Consider the following 20,503-nt stretch of genomic DNA (forward strand, 5'->3'; position numbering starts at 1 on the left):
TCAGGCCGCTTCAGGTCCGGCTGTTGTCGTCGCCGGGTTCGCCGCCAGTGTGAACGCCATTGTCGTCACCCGGTTCGCCGCCGGCGTGAACACCCTTGTCGTCACCCGGTTCGCCGCCGACGTGAACGCCATGGTCGTCACCTGGCTCACCGCCAACGTGAACGCCATGATCGTCACCTGGCTCACCGCCTACGTGAACGCCGTGATCGTCACCTGGCTCGCCGCCTACGTGAACGCCATGATCGTCACCCGGCTCACCGCCTACGTGGACACCATGATCGTCACCCGCTTCTGCATGGGTACCACTGCGACCGGAGTTCGAGTTTCCGGTACCGGCATGGCCTGAATTCCCTTTGCCATTCCCATGGTCGCTGCCATGGTCGCTGCCGCTATGGCCACTGTTGCCGCCATTGCCACCGCTGTTACCACCGTGGCCTCCACTGCTGCCACCGCCGTTACCACCGTGGCCTCCACCACCGTTACCGCCACCGCCGTCGCCACCGTGACCTCCACCACCGTTACCGCCACCGCCGTTGCCACCGTGGCCTCCACCACCGTTACCGCCACCACCGTTGCCACCGTGGCCTCCACCACCGCCGCCGTTGCCGCCACCGCCGTTGCCACCACCACCACCACCACCACCACCACCACCACCACCACCACCATCCTTGGCATAGGCAGTGGCGTCATGGGAAATGGAGTCCGGTACCAAAACGACGGAGGCCGACAGGACGCCACCGATTGCCAGCGCCAATAAACCTTTCTTGAAAAGCAGGTAAGTGTTCATCGTGCATTCTCCTGGTGATTTACCGCGAGCAGTGTCAACGCGATCCGCGTTGCAATCCGGGAGCGGCATGGGAATAAGCTTTACTATTTCCCCTTGAATCTTTGGCGTGGGAAATTTTCCCACCCAATGAAAACTAGCCCTTTCTGGCTCCGGGTCAACCCGCGCAGCAGAAAGCCGACCGACGGTGAGACACGTCAGCACCCGGCGTAAATGGATAACGCTGTGTGAAAGCAATCGAATGATCGGCAGAACGCCAATGGCTCATGGATAAAGGGCAAGTGGGCGAGAGGCCTCTACCCCGGGTGATCACCGAGACGTCAAGGCGGCTCGGGCATGACCTGAAAGACCACCCATAAGGGGAGCGCCATGCCCGCTCCCCTTTTTCAAACAAAGCATTCCAAATGCTCTGTCTCGCACCCGCGATCAGTCGTGATGTTTGTGTTTATGTTTATTCTTGTATTTATTCTTGTGCTTGTAACCCGAATCGTGGTGATCGTCGTCATCGGCCATATTGTTGCCGATCGCACCACCTGCTGCGCCGCCCAGACCCGCGCCGATCAGGCCACCGGTGGAGCCACCGACACTGTTGCCGATGACCTGGCCACCCGCCGCACCGAGACCTCCGCCAATAGCCGACTCGGTCTTCTTGCCACTCTTGGCGGTCATTGCGCCCCCGGCCGCGCCACCGACGCCGGCGCCGATCGCAGCGCCAGTGCTACCGCCCATAGCCTGACCGACCACGCTGCCAAGGGCGCCGCCGACACCGCCACCGATAGCCGTGTTGGTGGCTTCGCCGGCGAGGGAGTACTGCGATACAAGCAGACTTAATGCAACAACAGTGAATGACTTACGCATCAGACGGACCTTTAGGAACACACAAAAGGACAAAGTCTGTTGCTACGAAACAGCCAGGTCAACAGATATTCGGCCGTGCGTTGCAAACAAGGGAGCCCCGCAACAGCGAGGCTCCCTTCGGTCTAGCCCCTGGGCTGCGGATTCAACACCGCAACGCCCTTGGATTTCCTGAAGAAAATGCCGTAGACAACCGACAGCACCAGCAAGAACGGCACACCGAACACCAGGGTCATCTTGAAGGCCTCTGTGAAGTAGGTCGTGATCATCACGGCCCCCATCAGGACCAACCCCAACAATGTGCTGTAGGGAAACAGACGCATGCGGAACGACAATTTGCGGTTGCCATTGCGTTCATGAAAACGACGGAAACAGTAGTGAGTGAGGAAGATCATGAACCAGGTAAAGATCGCGCCGAACATCGAGATCGCCATCATCAGGGTGAACGAACTTTCCGGGTACAGGATGTTGAGCAAGGTCGCCAGGGCGATCCCCGAACTGGAAAGCAACAGCGCGTTCAACGGGATCCCGGTCTTGCTCAACACCCCCATGGATTTTGGCGCGTAGCCGGCTCGAGACAGGCTGAACATCATGCGCGTGGTGATGTACAACTGGCTGTTCATCGCCGACAACGCCGCGATCAGGATCACGAAGTTCATCACTCCGGTGGCGCCGGGAATACCGATGGCCTGCATGACCGTGACGAATGGACTCTGGGCATGGCCAGCCTGGACCCAAGGCACGATCGCCAGCATCAATGCCAGGGTCAGCAGGTAGAACACCACCAGGCGCACGATAGTCCCGCGAAAGGCTTTCTTCACCGCTTGCTCCGGATCCTTCGCCTCACCGGCCGCCACCGCGATCATCTCCACGCTCAGGTAGCTGAAGATCGACACGATCACCGCGATCCACATCCCTTGCAGGCCATTGGGGAAGAAGCCGCCGTGAGCGGTGTAATTGTGCACGCCGTATTCCGGATTGCCGGAACCGAACACCACATACACCGCCAGGATAATGAAGCCGACAATCGCGCCGATCTTGATGGTCGAGAACCAGTATTCGAAGGTACCGAAAGTCTTCACGCTGATGGCATTGAGCACGATCAACACGCTGGAGAACGAGACGATCCAGATCCACTCCGGCACATTGGCAAACCAGTACTTCATGTACATCGCCACCGCCGTCACTTCCGTACCGACCGCGAGCACAATCGCCGCCCAATAGGCATAGCGCACCAGGAACCCGGCCAGCGGGCTGACATAAAATTCAGCATAGGCGCCGAACGAACCCGAGGTCGAATGGGCCACGGTCATTTCCGCCAGACAGCCCATCAGCAGCAAGGTGATGATTGCGCCAATGGCATAGCTCAACAGCACGCTCGGCCCGGCATAACCGATGGCATAGGCGCTACCCATGAACAGCCCGGTGCCGATTGCACCCCCAATGGCGATCATGCTCATCTGCCCCGACGTCAGTTGACGCCGCAGGCCATGTTCACGGTTGGATATCGTTTCGAAACCGCAGTTATCGGTCATTTCTATGTCCTCTGGATTTTGTCTTTCTTGAAGAGCACGTCGTGGGTTTAACGGTGGGGATCAGCCACGCACAGCAGGACACGGATCAGAAAATACTCAGTGGATACTCGATGATCACCCGGACTTCGTTGTTGTCCGTGGTGTCGGCGCGGGCGACTTGCGCGGTGGAGCGCACACTGGCCTGGCGCACGCGTATTGAAAGGTCCCTGGCCTTACCCGACTGCACGACATAGCGCGCCTCGAGGTCGCGTTCCCAGCGCTTGCCGTCATCGCCGTAACGCCCATAGGCGCCATTGGGGCCGCCGTCGTAATGGCTGTCATCGATGTGGTCGCCACTGACGTAACGCGACATGAAGCTCAGCCCCGGCACGCCGAAAGGCGCCATGTCCAGGTCATAACGCAGTTGCCAGGAGCGTTCGTTGGGGGCGTTGAAGTCGAGAACCTGAATCGAGTTGGCGAGAAAAATCGAAGTGCCAGGTTGCTGGTCGAAACCCAGGTAATCGAACGGCTCTTCGCCATCGACCCGCTGGTACGCCAGGGTCAACCGATGAGCGCCGAACCTGTACGCGGTGGCAAACGACCAGGTGGTGTTGTCGATCCTGCCGGCCAGGCTGTCGCCGTTGTCGTTGGTGCGGTAGAGATTGAAATCCAGGTTCAGCGACTGGTCTGGCGTCAGCACATAGGTGTAGTTGACGTTGCCGTAGTACTGCCGCCAGATGTCGGTGAACTGCGAACCGTACAGGCTGACACTCAACTGATCGCTCAGCGCATAGCTGCCGCCCAGGTAATCGACGCTGCGGGTTTCCACCCCGGCGTACAGCGCTTTAAGGGCGCCATCGGCATTGGTCGAATTATTGTCGTTGCCGGCAGTGAAGTGGCCAATGTCCAGTTGCAATGCCTTGAGCTCATTGCTGGTCAGCTGGAAGCCGGTGGCACTGCTGGTGAACAGTCGCGCATTGCCGGTGCCGAACACCGGATTGAGCGGTGTCAGGTTGCCGTACTTGAGCTCGGTCTGCGAAATCCGCGCCTTCAGCGCACCACCGGCTTCGGAGTACTCATCCTCGGGACGACCATCGGAATCGACCGGCAACAACCCTGTGCCCGTGCGCCCCTTGCCACTGTCGAGCTTGATGCCCAGCTGCGCGTAGGCATCGACCCCGAAACCCACCGTTCCCTGGGTGTAGCCGGAGCGGTAGTCGAGCATGATCCCGTGGGCCCACTCGTCCCGATAGTTCTGACCGCCCGGGTTGTTGAGGTTGTTGCGGTAGAAATAGAAGTTGCGGTTGGTCAGGGTCAGGCTGCTGTCTTCGACAAATCCGTTGTCAGAGGCGGCACAGGCCATTTGGCCAAGGCAACTGGAGATGGCGAGCGGCAAGGCAGGCCAGAGGGACAGTTTCATTCTGCGTGCTCCTTATTATTGTGATTGCAGAACTGGTTGTTGCCGGCGCCCGAACGCCCGCCGCGGGAAAATGCCCGCAGCTGGACCAGGACGCCGTAAGGTTCAAGTCACGCTGTGGCGAACCTGGTATCGCGCTTGCGACCAGGTGTTCCGATCGAGGATCTCGCCGAGAATCTGCACGGCATCCCAGACTTCGGTGAAAGTTGTGTACAACGGGGTGAAACCGAACCGCATGATGCGCGGCTCGCGGTAGTCACCAATCACGCCACGGTCGATCAGGGCCTGTATCACCGCATAACCTTCGGGGTGTTCGAAGCTGACATGACTGCCGCGTCTGACGTGCTCACGCGGCGTGATCAACTTCAGTTCGTGAGCCGCGCAACGCTGCTCGACCAGTTCGATGAACAGGTCCGTCAGGGCCAGGGATTTGCGGCGCAGGCTGGCCATGTCGGTCTGGGCGAACACGTCCAGGCCGCACTCGACCATCGCCAATGAGGTGATCGGTTGAGTGCCGCACAGGTAACGCGCGATGCCGCTGCTCGGCTCGTAATGCGACTCCATGGCGAATTGCCGCGAGTGGCCGAACCAGCCGGACAAGGGTTGCGGCACCAGATCGCACAATGACGGCGAAACCCAGACAAAAGCCTGCGATCCCGGTCCGCCATTGAGGTACTTGTAGGTGCAACCGATGGCGTAGTCGGCACCGGCCTGGTGCAGGTCGACCGGTACTGCGCCTGCGGAATGCGCCAGGTCCCAGATGGTCAGCGCGCCACATTCGTGGGTCAGCGCGGTCAGGGCCTGCATGTCGTGCATGTAGCCGGTCTTGTAGTTGACGTGGGTGAGCATGACCACCGCCGTGTCCTGGTCAATGGCTTGCGGCAAGGCTTCAGGACTGTCGACCAGGCGCAGGGTATAACCCTGTTGCAGCATCTGCGCGAGGCCTTCGGCGATGTACAGGTCGGTGGGGAAATTGCTCGATTCGCTGACGATCACTCGCCGCTGCGGTGACCTTGTGGCCTGCACGCGCAAGGCAGCGCTCAGCACTTTGAACAGGTTGATCGAGGTGGTATCGGTCACCACGACCTCCCCCGCCCCCGCGCCGATCAAACCCGCCAGGCGGTCGCCCAGACGCTCGGACAGCTCGCGCCAGCCGGCGCTGTTCCAGCTGCGGATCAAGCCATTGCCCCATTCCTCGGCGACCACCGCTTGTGCCCGCGCCAATGCCGCGACCGGCCGCGCACCGAGGGAATTGCCATCGAGATAGATAATCCCTTCGGGGAGCGCGAATTGCTGGCGCAGGGGCGCCAGAGCGTCCTGGGCATCAAGCGCCAGGCAACTGTTTCTTGTCGTCATCGAGTGTCCTGTTTTTTTGTCATGGGACGCCATCCGGACGGGTTGCATCAGCCGGATCAGGCGCCCTGGTTCAAGGCGATCAACCTGCCTTTGGGTAGAGAGATAATGAACGAACCTTTGGAGAATTTTCGTGCAAAGTAACCAGTCATGTAGTAGTTATTTCGCAGATAATTCGAATCAAACACCCATAAACGCGGATTTATTCAAACCATGAATCTTGACTCGACAGACCTGCGAATCCTGCATCAGCTGCAACAGGATGGCCGAATCAGCAATCAGGAACTGGCGGAGAAAGTCGCCTTGTCACCGTCGGCCTGTCTGCGTCGGTTGCGCCTGCTGGAAAGCGAAGGAATCATCACCGGCTATCGCGCGGTACTGAATGCCGAACGGTTGGGCATCGAGCTGGAAGCCATCGTCCATGTGTCGTTGCGACAGGACGTCGAGGACTGGCACGAGACCTTCATCAAGAAGGTCCAGCAGTGGCCGGAGGTGGTCACCGCCTATGTCATTACCGGGGCGAGCAACTATGTGTTGCGGGTCCAGGCCCGCAACCTCAAACACTTCTCGGATTTCATCGTCAATCACCTCAACCGCACCGCCGGCGTCACCGACATACGTTCGGAGATCGTCCTGCAGAAAATCAAGGAGCGCGAGCAGTTGCTCGATCTGGTGGTACGCAAGTAAGACCGCAGTGTCCTTCAGAGCCCGTGCAGGCGCCGGGCCTCCTTGCGCTGCAACGTCATGCTCGGGGTTTCGTCGAACAGCTTGCGGTATTCGCTGGAAAAACGGCCCAGGTGCATGAACCCCCAGCCCATGGCTATCCCGGAAATGTTGCGTGCCGAACCGTGCTCGAGAATTTCCTGGCGTACGGCATTCAAGCGATACTTTTTCAGGTAGGCCATGGGCGACAAGGCGAAGTACTTCCTGAACGCGTCGAACAACTTGAAGCGTGAAACGCCGGCAGCGGCTTCGATGTCCTCCAGGTGCAACGCTTCGCGGGCGTTGTCGTGGATGTACTGTCGAGCCCTGACCAGATAGTGCGGCAATTTCACGCCCAACGCGTCCCGCAGTTCCTGCGAATAGTTGTTGGGCTGGGCGAGGATCAAGCCTTTGATCAGTGAGCTTTCAATGTCCCGGGTAAAGGCCACCTGCTCGAAAAGTTCGCTGCTGCGTTCCAGCTCGTCGATGAAATAACGCGCCATGCGCCACCACGACGCCGACGCCCCATCGATCGCATCCATCATCGGCTCGAAGCGCAGCGGCACATCCAGCGGCCGTTGCAGCATCCCTTCCAGAGCCTCGCTCATCGCCACTCGGGTAATCACCACCTGAACCTTGCGACAGTCACCGGAGATTGCCAGCAGTTGGTGTTCATTGGGGGAAATGATGACCCCCTGATCGCGGTCGGACCTGACCACGCTGCCCGCCTTGCTCAGCTCCTGTTCGCCCGACAACGGCAGGCTCAGGCTGTAGCTGCTGAAGTGCTCGGCGTCTTCGATATCGATGGTGACGTCGGTACCGTATTCGATGGTGCCCAGGGTGGTCGCCATCGATTTGAACATGTTGGCGTTGTGATGAAAGCGGATCCGTTCGGGGGTCGCGCTCACGAGGCGATGGGGTCCGCAGATACCGGACATCCAGCTTCTGGCAGCCTCCAGGTTATCGCTGTCGACACGAATGTCGCGAAACTGCGGATCCACTTTGCTACTCATCATGGTGCACTCACGGAGTCTGGTTCTGCGCGCTCTGGTGGCGCTTGTCAGGCGGGATGGGAGCAACTTCCACGCCATAAAACGTCGGTGCCGAATTAACGGATAGTGAATGGCAACTAAGCGGACAAGACATGGCTGGCGAAGCCGCAAAAGCCCTCGATCCGCACTCGACGTCGTGCAAAACAGTATCTGATTGGCGCCATCAGGTGCAGCCGTTTATCACCTGGTGGCGGATTTGTGTCATCGCTGCCCAACCGACTGTTACCTGGCCCCCAATTTTACGGACTGCCTTCGCCAACTTATCGGATAGACCATCACCCGCCCCGCTTCTCTAATGAGCGCACCGATTAGCCGAATAAAAAAAGGTGCACACCATGAGTGGCGAAAGAAACGTCGAGCAATGGAAAACGTTTATCGAAAGCTGCCTGGACTTCCGTCCCGCAGAAGGTGTATTCCGCATCGCCCGGGAGATTTTCACCGAGCCGCAGCTGTTCGATCTGGAGATGGAACTGATCTTCGAGAAGAACTGGATCTACGCCTGCCACGAAAGCGAACTGGCCAACAATCACGACTTCGTGACCCTGCGCGCCGGCCGCCAGCCGATGATCATTACCCGCGACGGTGAGGGTCGGCTCAATGCACTGATCAATGCCTGCCAGCATCGCGGCACGACGCTGACCCGCGTGGGCAAGGGCAATCAGTCGACCTTCACCTGCCCGTTCCATGCCTGGTGCTACAAAAGCGACGGCCGCCTGGTCAAGGTCAAGGCACCGGGCGAGTACCCGGAAGGCTTCGACAAAGCCACACGCGGTCTGAAAAAAGCCCGCATCCAGAGCTACAAGGGTTTCGTCTTCATCAGCCTGGATGTGCACGCCGACAACAGCCTGGAAGACTTCCTCGGCGATGCCAAAGTGTTCTTCGACATGATGGTCGCCCAGTCGCCGACCGGTGAGCTGGAAGTGCTGCCCGGCAGGTCGGCCTACACCTACGACGGCAACTGGAAGCTGCAAAACGAAAACGGCCTCGACGGTTATCACGTCAGCACCGTCCACTACAACTACGTCGCCACGGTGCAGCATCGCCAGCAGGTCAACAGCGAAAACGGCAACGCCGCCAGCAGCACCCTCGACTACAGCAAGCTCGGCGCCGGCGACGCCAATACCGATGATGGCTGGTTCGCGTTCAACAACGGTCACAGCCTGCTGTTCAGCGACATGCCCAACCCTTCGGTACGCTCCGGCTACGCGACGATCATGCCGCGGCTGATCGAAGAACATGGCCAGCAAAAGGCCGAGTGGATGATGCATCGCCTGCGCAACCTGAACATCTACCCGAGCCTGTTTTTCCTCGATCAGATCAGCTCGCAATTGCGCATCATCCGTCCGGTGGCGTGGAACAAGACCGAAATCATCAGCCAGTGCCTGGGGGTCAAGAACGAGTCGGACGCCGACCGCGAAAACCGCATTCGCCAGTTCGAGGATTTCTTCAACGTCTCGGGTCTGGGCACGCCGGATGACCTGGTGGAATTCCGTGAAGCCCAGCGTGGCTTCCAGGCGCGCCTGGAACGCTGGAGCGATATCTCCCGCGGCAGTCACCGCTGGGCCAGCGGCGCCACGCCCAACAGCGAAGCGATCGGCATTGCCCCGGCCATGACCGGCACCGAGTTCACCCATGAAGGGCTTTACGTCAACCAGCACAGCAACTGGCAGAAATTCCTGCTCGACGGCCTGGACGCCAAATCCCTGAAACTCCGTGAGGTGCAATGATGAATGCGCAACTGCAGTACCGGATCGAACAGTTTTTCTATCGCAAATCCGAACTGTGCGACGCCCAGGACTGGGATGCCTATGTCCAGCTGTTCGCCGAGCACAGCGAGTTCCACTTGCCGCAATGGGACTCCGAACACGTCTACACCCGCGACCCCAAACGCGAAATGTCGCTGATCTATTACCCCAACCGTTCAGGCCTGGAAGACCGCGTGTTCCGCCTGCGCACGGGCAAGTCCGCGTCCTCGACGCCGATGCCGCGCACCCTGCATCAGATCAGCAACGTGCGGATCGCCCCCCTGGAAAACGATGAACTGCAAGTGCAGCTGAACTGGCACACCCTGTATTACCGCCTGGCCACGGCCGAGCAGTTTTTCGGCCGCGCGACCTACCGCCTCAAGCCCCACGCCGATAGCTGGCTGATCGTTCGCAAGCATGTGTTGCTGCTCAACGACACCATCAATTCGGTACTCGACTTCTATCACCTCTGAACCCAGGGAGACCGGGCATGAACCATAAAGTCGCGTTCAGCTTTGCCGACGGCAAAACGCTGTTCTTCCCTGTGCAGGCCAATGAAATCCTGCTCGACGCCGCCCTGCGCAATGGCATCAACATCCCCCTGGACTGCCGCGAAGGCGTCTGCGGAACCTGCCAGGGGCGCTGCGAGTCGGGCGATTACAGCCAGGACTATGTGGATGAGGAAGCCCTCTCCAGCCAGGACCTGCAACAACGCAAAATGCTCACCTGCCAGACCCGGGTCAAATCCGACGCAACGTTCTATTTCGACTTCGCTTCCAGCCTGTGCAACGCCGCTGGCCCCGATCAACTCACGGCAACGGTCACCGAGGTCAAACAGGTGTCGGCCAGTACGGCGATCCTGCATCTGGATCTGGGCGATGTGGGCCAGTCGCTGGATTACCTGCCCGGGCAGTACGCCCGGCTGCAGATTCCGGGGACCGAGAACAAGCGTTCCTACTCCTTCGCCAACCGGCCGGGCGTCAGCAATCGGCTGCAGTTCCTGATTCGCCTGCTGCCCGATGGCGTGATGAGCAACTACATCCGCGAACGCTGTCAGGTGGGTGACCCCATCGTTCTGGAGGCACCGCTGGGGGCTTTTTATCTGCGGCACGTCGCCCGGCCACTGATCCTGGTGGCTGGCGGCACCGGACTTTCTGCCTTGCTGGGCATGCTCGACGAACTGGCTGAACGCGGCTGCGAGCAACCCGTGCATCTGTACTACGGCGTGCGCGATGCGGCCGACCTGTGTGAACAGGCGCGCATCCAGGCGTATGCGCAACACATCCCGGGGCTGCGATACACCGAGGTGGTCAGCGAACCGTCGCCGCACTGGACCGGCAAGCGCGGCTACATTGCCGAACACTTCGACGTCGCCGAACTTCGCGATGGCCCGGTCGACATGTACGTCTGCGGGCCGCCGCCGATGGTGGAGTCGATCAAGACCTGGCTGCAGGCACAAGCACTGGAGAGCGTGCAGCTGTACTACGAAAAATTCACCGAGAGTAACGTCTGACACCCGCTACCGGAACCGGCGCCCGGCTCCGGGTTGCCGTTTGGGTCACTCGCGTTGTTGAGTACTCAACGGCCGCAAAATCGCCCGGACCGGGCTGGCGTCGAGGTTGGCAAAACGTAGCGGCAACGCGATCAACTCGTAATCCCCTTCGGGCACGTCATCGAGCACGACCCCCTCAAGAATGGCCATGCCGTGACGGGCCACGGCACGATGCGAATCCATCGTCTTGGATTGCTGCGGGTCCAGTGACGGCGTATCGATGCCGATCAACCTCACACCCAGGCTGGCCAACAAATCGACGGTTTCCCTGGCAACGGCCGTGAAAGCCGGGTCCCAGGCAGCCAGCGGTGCCTGGCGACAGGTCCGCAGCAGCACGCGCTCGGGCACATCGTGCAAACGCCCTTCCAGTTGCCCGGGCTGCACCAGGTCGCCGCTGTCCAGACAATGCAAAACGCGGCAAGGCCCGATATACACATCCAGCGCGACTGCGCCAATCGCCGCGCCGTCAGCGCTGTAATGCAGCGGCGCATCGACGTGGGCACCGGTGTGCGGTGACAGGGTGATGCGTCCGACATTCACCGGGCACTCGGGACCGTAGGTCCAGACGCGCTCCTCCAGAAAAGGCGTGTCCCCCGGCCAGGTCGGTGTTTCGCTACTCAAGGGTGGACTGATGTCCCACAGGGTCGTGTTTTTTGTCATCGCAAATGCTCAGCGTTTTTACCGAGTGAAATGATACGAGCGACAGCCGTGCAGATTCGTGCGAAAACCCCGGGCAAGCGGGCGGGTTTTCGCATAAACCGCCATGGATGAGCATGATGGCGGCAGGAAATTTCAACGTGCCCCCTTCGACGCGGCGGTCTTCACCGGCAGCAACGCTAGATGAGAGACCAAATGACAGTGGACATTACCCGCCGCAAGGCGCTAGCGTCGACCGCTTCAATTCGACGGCCGTACCATTGGATGCAATTGCCGACGACTCAAACGAACACCACGAAGCCTTTGGTATGCAGTGGCAACAACCCACAGATTGATTTTTTGACCGCAGGAGTCTTCATGCCTCGTTTCGCTGCCAACCTCAGCATGCTCTACCCCGAACATGACTTTCTCGACCGTTTCGCCGCAGCCGCCGCCGATGGTTTTCAGGCAGTGGAGTACATGTCCCCCTACGACTACAGCCCACAGCAATTGAAACAGCGGCTCGACGACAATGGCCTGGTCCAGGCCCTGTTCAACGCACCGCCTGGCAATATCGCGGCCGGCGAAAAAGGCACCGTGTCCCTGCCTGGCCGTGAGTCGGAGTTCCGCGCCGGTTTCGACCAGGCCCTGGAATACGCCGCAGTACTGGGCAACGACCGCATCCATGTCATGGCCGGGCTGCTGGCCAACGAAGCGGATCGCGCCAGGCACCAGCAAACCTACCTGGAAAACCTCAGCCACGCAGCGACACAAGCGGCCAAGGCTGGCATCACCGTATTGCTGGAACCGATCAACACCCGCGACATGCCGGGGTTTTTCCTCAACCACCAACATCAGGCCCAGGCCATCTGCAAAGCGGTCGGCCAGGCCAACCTCAAGGTCCAGTTCGACGTCTACCATTGCCAGATCGTCGAGGGTGACGTGGCGACGAAGCTGCGACGGGATATCGCCGGCATCGGCCATATCCAGATCGCGGGCGTACCGGATCGCCACGAACCGGACATGAACAACGAGCTGAACTATCCCTACCTGTTCGAGCTGATCGATCAACTGGGGTATACCGGTTGGGTGGGTTGCGAGTACCGGCCACGCGGCGACACCTCCGAGGGCCTGCAATGGCTGCGCGATTGGCAGGGTCGGTCAACTCAAGGCCAGACATAGGCATTCGGCGCCCACGTTTAGCGACCACTTCCACGGCGACGGTCATGCCGTCGCTTTGCGGCCAAAAGCGGCATCCCGGATCGCTCACTGTTCACACGGCCCCCTGCATTTGACATGCCCTATGTTCGCTAACGAACAGACTTCGCCGCGATGAACCATCCACACTCGTCGGTGGAATGCAGCGCCCGGCGGCGCAATGCCCCGCACACCTGGCCTGGCGTAGAACCGCCTTCATTCCACAAGCGACCTGCCCCGCGCGGGTCGTACGAAGGAATTCATGCAAAATATCCTGACTCGCACGCTGTCCAGCCTTTGGCGCTCACCGGCCATCTGGCTCAGGTGGAGTGCAGCACGGCACAAGTTCGAGTACGAGCCTATCCTGCGTGCCGACCTGTTCAATGCCCAGCAGATGGCAGAGCACGGCATCGTGCTGGCACGCCAACATTTGCTCGGGCGCCTTTCAAAAAAGGATGCCCTGCTGGGCCGTCTGACTGACAACCAACTGCTTCTGGAACGTAGCTGTGCGGCGCTCAAGACCGTACAACTGTCCAGCCGACGCGCGACCCCGGCGGCGGAATGGCTGCTGGACAACTTCTACCTGATCGAAGAAAACATCCGTACCGCCAGGACCCACCTGCCCGACGGCTATAGCCGCGAGCTGCCACGCCTGGCCGAAGGCCCTTCGGCAGGCCTGCCGCGGGTCTACGACATCGCCCTGGAAACCATCGCGCACGGCGATGGCCGGGTCGACGCGCCCAGCCTGAACTGTTTCATCGCCTCTTATCAGACCATCACGCCCCTGACCCTGGGCGAGCTATGGGCAATCCCGATCATGCTGCGCCTGGCGCTGATCGAGAACTTGCGACGCGTGGCTTCCCGGGTCATGGCCAACCGGGATGACCGCAACCTTGCCGATGACTGGGCCGATCGATTGATCGAAATGGCCGAGCGCGACGCCAAGAGCGTGGTATTGACCGTTGCCGACATGGCGCGATCGGCACCGCCGATGACGCCACCCTTCGTTGCAGAACTGGCGCGCCGCCTGCACGGACAAAGCGCCGCGCTGATATTGCCCATGGCGTGGATAGAACAAACGCTCGGTGAGTCCGGCCTGACAGTCGAACGCCTGGTGCAGATGGATGCCCAGCAGCAATCCGGTGATCAGGTGTCCATCAGCAACAGCATCGCCAGCTTGCGCTTGCTGGCAGCGACCGACTGGCGCGAGTTCGTCGAGCTGCTCAGCCATGTCGAACAGGTATTGCGCACGGACCCGGCAGGCGTCTACGCGAACATGGACTTTGCCACCCGTGATCGTTACCGCCATGTGGTCGAACGCCTCGCCCGGCATTGCGTGCATTCCGAAACCAGGGTGGCACAAGCCACCCTCGAACTGGCCGCGAGCACACAGCCCATGGCCGGTGTCACCGGGCACGTGGGCTATTACCTGGTGGCTGACGGGTTGCTCAGCCTCGAGCAGGCGCTGCACGCCAGCGTGCCGCTGCACGAGCGATGGAAGCGGCTGCTGCAGAGTGCGCCGTTGAAGTTCTACCTGTGCCCTTCCCTGCTGCTGACACTGCTGCTGGCCTGGCCGTTTCTCGGCAGTGCCTATCACAGCGGCACGCCACTGTGGTGCCTGGTCCTGCTCGCCGTGCCCGCGTTATTGATGACCAGCCGCCTGGCGATCGGGCTGGTCAACTGGCTGGTGACGCTCACGGTAGTCCCGTCGCTGCTGCCGCGCCTGGATTACAGCAAGGGCATACCGACCGAGGCGCGAACGCTGGTGGCGGTGCCGACGATGTTTGCCAACGCCGGCGACATCGAGGCCCTGGCGGAAGGCCTGGAAGTGCGATTCCTGGCCAATCGCGATGCCAACCTGCATTTTGCGCTGCTCAGTGACTTCATGGACGCCCCTGCCGAGGTGATGCCCGAGGATGCCGAATTGCTCGCCCTGGCGCGCCAACTGATCGAGGCGCTCAACCACAAGTATGCCGATGACCAGGTCGACCGGTTCTTCCTGCTGCACAGGCCCAGGCACTGGAACGCGACCGAGCGGGTATGGATGGGGCATGAACGCAAGCGCGGCAAGCTCGCCGAGCTCAACGCGTTGCTGCGAGGTAAAGGACCGCAGCGCTTTGCATTGATCGTCGGTGATGTCGCGCCACTGGAATCGGTGCGTTTCGTCATCACCCTGGACACCGATACCCTGCTGCCCCGGGATGTCGCGCGCCAGTGCATCGGTGCGATGATGCACCCGCTGAACCATCCGGTATTCGATGAACAAAGCGGCAAGATCGTCAGCGGTTACGCCATCCTCCAGCCACGCGTGGGGATCAGCCTGCCCAGCACGGCACGCTCGACCTACGCCCGCCTGTTTGGCAGCGATGCCGGTGTCGATCCTTATACCCGTGCCGTCTCCGATGTTTATCAGGACCTGTTCCAGAACGGTTCCTTCATCGGCAAGGGCATCTATGCCGTCGACGCCTTCGAACAGGCACTCGAGGGCTGCCTGCCCGACAACCGCATTCTCAGCCACGACCTGATCGAAGGCTGCTATGCCCGCTGCGGGCTGCTCAGCGATGTACAGCTGTATGAGGAATACCCGTCTCGCTACAGCGCCGATGCCAAGCGCCGACACCGCTGGATTCGCGGAGACTGGCAAGTGCTGTACTGGGCCTCGCCATGGGCACCGAAACCCCAGGGGGGATTTGCGCCCAACCTTCTGTGCAACCTTGCCCGCTGGAAGATTTTTGACAATCTGCGCCGCAGCCTGGAGCCAGGCGCCTTCCTGGCCATGCTTGCATGGGGCTGGCTGGGTTCGAGCGAGGCCGTCTCCTGGACATTGGCGGTGGTCATCCTGGTATTTCTCCAACCCTTGCTGCAGTCGGTACTGGCGCTGGTACAGAAAGCTGCCGATATTCCATTGGGGCAACACCTGAGTGCGGCATTACGGACCTCCGGCCAGCATTTCATGCGCGCGCTGTTGTCGATTGTCTGGTTGCCGTCCGATGCGTTGTTGAGCTTCGATGCGATTGGCCGCTCACTGTGGCGCATGCTGATCAGCAAGCGCCGCCTGCTGCAATGGCAACCGTCTCGTGAAGTCGAGCGCTCCAGTGGCAACGATCTGTCCGGCATGTATAAAAGCATGTGGATTGCCCCTGCGCTGGCGCTGATTCTATTCGTGGCCCTGCTCCCCTCTCTTCATGTACTCGCACTGGCGGCACCCTTGCTGCTGGTGTGGCTGGTAAGCCCGGCGATTGCCTGGTGGATCAGCCTGCCGACAACCCCGACGGGGTTTGACCCGTCAGTGCAGGACCTGCGTTTCCTGCGCATGCTGTCACGCCGGACCTGGGCGTTCTTCGATCGCTATATGGGCCCCGAGGACAACTGGTTGCCGCCGGACAACGTCCAGGAGATACCCAAGCCAACCATTGCCCATCGCACCTCGCCGACCAACATGGGCATGGCCTTGCTCTCGCACCTGGCGGCCCACGACTTCGGTTACCTGAGTAGCGGGCGCCTGCTGGAACGCGTCACGGCCACGCTTGAGTGCATGGCCGGTCTTGAGCGTCACCATGGGCACTTCTATAACTGGTACGACACCCAGTCACTCCTGCCGCTGGCGCCTCGGTATGTGTCCACCGTGGACAGCGGCAACCTGGCGGGCCTGCTGCTCACCCTGCGGCCGGGACTGCTGGGGTTGGCCGACACGCCCCTGTTCGATCAACGCACCCTCAGCGGTCTGGGCGACACCCTCGATGTGCTGCAACAGGCATTACAGGAAGGGAACCTCGATGAGCGTGCCGTGCTTGAACTGCGTGCGAAGGTGGCGTCGGCGATTGTCCAGGACACCCCGGACAACCTCCTGCAAGTACTCGACCTGGTGGATGCCTTGGCAATCGACACGGCGGCCACCGCTGCTGAAGAAGCACACTACTGGTTGCAGGCATTGCAGGCGCAGAGTGCGGATCTGCGGGCAGAACGACTGCGCTTCGAGCTGCCATTGGCACCCGCCCAGGCACCGACAACAGCTCTCAGCCTGCGGCAAATGGCCGAGCTCGATTGCACGCTGTGGCTGCCCGCCGATCAGGCGCAAGTGCAGGCGGTACAACGCCTGGCGCGCGCACGAATCAGCCACCTTGAGCGCCTGGCCGAGTTGTCCGCGTCACTGGCGAGCATGGACTTCACCTTCCTCTACGATGCTCAACGTGACCTGTTCTCGATAGGCTACAACGCCGACGAGCGCAGGCTGGACAACGGTTACTACGACCTGCTCGCGTCAGAGGTTCGCCTGACCAATTTCGTGGTCATCGCCCAGGGCCAGCTGCCGCAACAGGCCTGGTTCACCCTCGGGCGCTTGCTCAGCAACAATCGGGGGGTACCGGTACTGCTTTCCTGGTCCGGATCGATGTTCGAGTACCTGATGCCAAACCTGGTCATGCCCAGCTACGAAGGTACGCTGCTGGAGCAGACATGCCGTGCCGCCGTGGCCTTGCAGATCGAACATGGCAACCTGTTGGGCATCCCCTGGGGCGTGTCCGAGTCGGGTTACAACACCCTGGACGCCCACTTCAATTATCAGTATCGGGCGTTCGGTGTTCCTGGCCTTGGCCTCAAGCGCGGTTTGGCCGACGATACCGTGATTGCGCCCTACGCCAGCGCCCTGGCGCTGATGGTCGAGCCGCAAGCCGCCTGCCGCAACCTGCAACGCCTGGCGGCCCAAGGGTCGGCCGGCCGCTATGGCCTGTACGAAGCCGTCGACTACACCGAGGCACGCCTGCCACGCGGCCAGCGCTATGCGGTCGTACGCTCGTTCATGGCGCACCATCAGGGCATGAGCCTGCTGGCCTTGACCAGCCTGCTGCTGGACCGGCCCATGCAGCGACGCTTCGAGTCGGTCCCGGCCTTCCAGGCGACCACCCTGTTGCTGCAGGAACGCGTCCCCAAAACCGCCGCACCCTACCTGCATGCAACCCTGGCACCTGCCACAGATGAAAACGGACGCGCGCAGGAAAACAGGCTGCGAGTGTTCGCCGATCCCGGGCGCAAGCGCCCCGCCGTCCAGCTACTGTCCAACGGACGTTACCACGTCATGCTCAGCAGTGCCGGCGGCGGTTACAGCCGCTGCAACGACATCGCCGTGACCCGCTGGCATGAAGACGCGACCTGCGACAACTGGGGCATGTTCTGCTACCTGCGCGATGTCAGCAGCGGCGTATTCTGGTCCTCGGCTCACCAGCCGACCCGGCACCGGCCAGAAAGCCATGAAGCGATTTTCAGCGATGCCCGAGCCGAGTTTCGTGTTCGCGAGCTCGACTTCGATACCCACACCGAGATCGTCGTGTCCCCCGAAGACGATATCGAACTGCGCCGGCTGCACATCACCAACCGCGGTCGCGTACGCCGTAGCGTGGAGATCACCACCTACGCCGAGGTGGTCCTGGCACCGGCAATCAGTGATGCCATGCACCCGGCCTTCAGCAACCTGTTCGTGCAGACCGAATTGTTGCCGGCGCTGCAGGCCATCGTCTGCACCCGCAGGCGCCGCTCCAGTGAGGAAGCCGTCCCCTGGATGTGCCACCTGCTGGCCGCTCATGGCGTGGACATCGACGCCATTTCCTACGAGACCGATCGAGCGCGATTCATCGGCCGTGGACGCAACGTGGCAGCACCGGCGGCGCTCGATGGCAATGTCGAGCAGCTGTCCGGCACCGCAGGCTCGGTGCTGGACCCGATTGTGGCCATCCGTTGCCGTATCACCCTGGAGCCCGGACAAACGGCGACCATTGACCTGGTGACCGGCATCGCGGACAGCCGCGAGGACTGTCTGTACCTGATTAATAAATATCGCGACCGGCACCTCGCCGACCGCGTCTTCGACCTGGCATGGACCCACAGCCAGGTGTTGCTGCGCCAACTCAATGTCTCGCTGGAGGATGGGCGCCTGTTCGAACAGATGGCCTCCTCGATCCTCTACGCCAATGCCTCGTTGCGCGCGGAAAACAGCGTCTTGATGGCCAACCGACGGAATCAGTCGAGCCTCTGGGGCCAGGCCATCTCCGGCGATCTGCCCATCGTTCTGCTGCAGATCGCCACCGTCGACAACATCGAACTCGTGCACCAGATGGTCAAGGCCCATGCCTACTGGCGGCAAAAGGGGCTGATGGTGGACCTGGTCATCTGGAACGAAGACCAGGCCGGTTATCGCCAGCAACTCCAGGACTTGATCATGGGGGTGGTGACGTCCGGCAGCGAAGCTTCGCTGATCGACCGTCCCGGGGGCATTTTCGTGCGTCCTGCCCAGCAGTTGTCGAACGAGGACCGTACGCTGATCCTGTCGGTGGCGCGCCTGGTGCTGAGCGAAGGCAACGGCGGCATTGCCGAGCAGGTACATCGGCGTCACGCCAGCCCGGCCTACCCGGCATTCGTGCCTACGCTCAAGCGCCAGGCAAAGGCGGCCGCTACCCTGCCCGCCATCGAAGGTTTGCTCCTGGGCAACGCCTATGGCGGCTTCAGTGCCGACGGCAGCGAGTATGTCATGACCTTGCAGCCGGGAACGCCGACGCCGGCGCCATGGGCCAACGTGTTGGCCAACCCGCACTTCGGTACGGTGATGTCCGAAAGCGGTGGCGCTTACACCTGGATGGAAAATGCTCACGAATTTCGCCTGAGCCCCTGGCATAACGACCCGCTCACCGACGCCAGCGGCGAGGCGATCTATGTGCGCGATGAAGAAACCGGGCATTTCTGGTCGGTGACGCCACAGCCTTGTCCCGGTACTGGCGCGTACCGCACCCGGCACGGCTTCGGCTACAGCGTCTTCGAGCACGACGAAGACGGTATCCACACCGAGTTGTGGGTGTACGTGGCGCTGGATGCTTCGATCAAGTTCTCGCACTTGCAGATTCGCAACCGTTCAGGCCGCGCCCGGCGCCTGTCGACGACCTGCTATGTCGAGTGGGTGCTGGGCGACCTGCGCAGCAAATCGGCGATGCATGTGGTGACGGAAGCCGACCCCAGCAGCGGCGCACTCTTCGCCAGGAACGCCTATTCGATCGAGTTTTGCGAACGGGTGGCGTTCCTCGATACCGACTCGACCGCCACCAGCATCAGCGGTGATCGCACCGAGTTCATCGGCCGCAACGGCAGCCTCAAGGCCCCAGCCGGACTGCAGCAGGCACGCCTGTCGGGCCGAACCGGCGGCGGCCTGGATCCCTGTGCGGCGATTCAGGTGGCCCTCGACCTCGACAACGGTGACGACCAGGATGTGGTCTTCCGACTCGGTGCCGCCAGGGACACGACCTCAGCCCTGCGCCTGGTTCAACAGTACCGAGGCCTGGGGGCGGCCACCGCAGAACTCAAGGCGGTACGCGAGCATTGGCGTTCGCAACTGAGCGTGATTCAGGTCCAGACCCCCGATCCGAGCATCGATGTCATGGTCAACGGCTGGCTGATGTACCAGGTGATCGCCTGTCGCTTCCAGGCCCGCAGTGGTTACTACCAGTCCGGCGGGGCCATCGGCTTTCGCGATCAACTGCAAGACAGCATGGCGATGATCCACGCCGATCCCGCCAGCGTACGTGGCCATTTGTTGCTGTGCGCAGCCCATCAATATGCCGAAGGCGACGTGCAACATTGGTGGCACCCGCCGCTCGATCGGGGGGTGCGCAGTGGCTGTTCGGACGATTACCTGTGGCTGGCGCTGGCGACCAGC

Annotated in this window: 13 protein-coding genes; 6 read left to right on the forward strand and 7 right to left on the reverse strand. The window is 61.2% G+C overall.

What is annotated here, in order from left to right; genetic code table 11:
• Nucleotides 1-10: 10 nt before the first annotated feature.
• The 5 genes from PMI26_RS31805 to kynU all read right to left on the reverse strand — a co-directional run bounded on the left by PMI26_RS31805 (nt 11) and on the right by kynU (nt 5,926).
• Nucleotides 11-787, reverse strand: coding sequence for a hypothetical protein (locus PMI26_RS31805; protein WP_081500939.1), 777 nt, complete (start codon nt 785-787; stop codon nt 11-13).
• Between the two features lie 423 nt (nt 788-1,210).
• Entirely contained in the window at nt 1,211-1,642 is a 432-nt protein-coding gene (locus PMI26_RS24455) for a glycine zipper domain-containing protein (protein ID WP_007971259.1), read from the reverse strand.
• 122 nt (nt 1,643-1,764) lie between these two features.
• Nucleotides 1,765-3,174: an amino acid permease gene (locus tag PMI26_RS24450; RefSeq protein WP_007971261.1), complete on the reverse strand. Its 1,410-nt coding sequence runs from the start codon at nt 3,172-3,174 to the stop codon at nt 1,765-1,767.
• An 85-nt stretch (nt 3,175-3,259) separates the two neighbouring features.
• Nucleotides 3,260-4,573 carry an OprD family porin gene (locus PMI26_RS24445; protein WP_007971263.1) on the reverse strand — a complete coding sequence of 438 codons (1,314 nt, stop codon included), beginning with the start codon at nt 4,571-4,573 and terminating at the stop codon, nt 3,260-3,262.
• Between the two features lie 102 nt (nt 4,574-4,675).
• Complete coding sequence (kynU, locus tag PMI26_RS24440; RefSeq protein ID WP_007971265.1) at nt 4,676-5,926, reverse strand: kynureninase; 1,251 nt, start codon at nt 5,924-5,926, stop codon at nt 4,676-4,678.
• A gap of 210 nt (nt 5,927-6,136) precedes the next feature.
• Here kynU and PMI26_RS24435 point away from each other — a divergent pair, with 210 nt between their 5' ends.
• Entirely contained in the window at nt 6,137-6,610 is a 474-nt protein-coding gene (locus PMI26_RS24435; RefSeq protein WP_007971266.1) for an Lrp/AsnC family transcriptional regulator, read from the forward strand.
• Between the two features lie 14 nt (nt 6,611-6,624).
• Here the strand turns inward: PMI26_RS24435 and PMI26_RS24430 are convergent, their stop codons facing one another.
• On the reverse strand, nt 6,625-7,638 hold the full coding sequence (locus PMI26_RS24430; RefSeq protein WP_033047484.1) for an AraC family transcriptional regulator: 1,014 nt from the start codon (nt 7,636-7,638) through the stop codon (nt 6,625-6,627).
• Between the two features lie 374 nt (nt 7,639-8,012).
• Here PMI26_RS24430 and antA point away from each other — a divergent pair, with 374 nt between their 5' ends.
• From antA to antC, 3 genes are read left to right on the forward strand one after another with little or no spacing between them, the layout of a single operon-like run.
• The gene (gene antA / locus PMI26_RS24425; RefSeq protein ID WP_007971270.1) at nt 8,013-9,404 is read left to right on the forward strand and encodes an anthranilate 1,2-dioxygenase large subunit; all 1,392 of its coding nucleotides are present in this window, start codon (nt 8,013-8,015) and stop codon (nt 9,402-9,404) included.
• The gene (gene antB / locus PMI26_RS24420) at nt 9,404-9,895 is read left to right on the forward strand and encodes an anthranilate 1,2-dioxygenase small subunit (protein WP_007971272.1); all 492 of its coding nucleotides are present in this window, start codon (nt 9,404-9,406) and stop codon (nt 9,893-9,895) included. Before antA ends, antB begins: the two co-directional genes overlap by 1 nt.
• A gap of 17 nt (nt 9,896-9,912) precedes the next feature.
• On the forward strand, nt 9,913-10,935 hold the full coding sequence (gene antC, locus PMI26_RS24415; protein ID WP_007971274.1) for an anthranilate 1,2-dioxygenase electron transfer component AntC: 1,023 nt from the start codon (nt 9,913-9,915) through the stop codon (nt 10,933-10,935).
• Between the two features lie 45 nt (nt 10,936-10,980).
• On the opposite strand, the gene kynB is transcribed toward antC, so the two are convergent.
• The gene (gene kynB, locus PMI26_RS24410; RefSeq protein WP_007971275.1) at nt 10,981-11,634 is read right to left on the reverse strand and encodes an arylformamidase; all 654 of its coding nucleotides are present in this window, start codon (nt 11,632-11,634) and stop codon (nt 10,981-10,983) included.
• 354 nt (nt 11,635-11,988) lie between these two features.
• On the opposite strand from kynB, the gene otnI reads away from it, so the two are divergent.
• The gene (gene otnI, locus PMI26_RS24405; RefSeq protein ID WP_007971277.1) at nt 11,989-12,792 is read left to right on the forward strand and encodes a 2-oxo-tetronate isomerase; all 804 of its coding nucleotides are present in this window, start codon (nt 11,989-11,991) and stop codon (nt 12,790-12,792) included.
• Between the two features lie 277 nt (nt 12,793-13,069).
• A partial coding sequence (locus tag PMI26_RS24400; RefSeq protein ID WP_007971278.1) for a GH36-type glycosyl hydrolase domain-containing protein occupies nt 13,070-20,503 on the forward strand: 7,434 nt, incomplete at its 3' end.

This window comes from Pseudomonas sp. GM33 (assembly GCF_000282295.1).
Classification (GTDB): Bacteria; Pseudomonadota; Gammaproteobacteria; order Pseudomonadales; family Pseudomonadaceae; genus Aquipseudomonas; species Aquipseudomonas laurylsulfatiphila.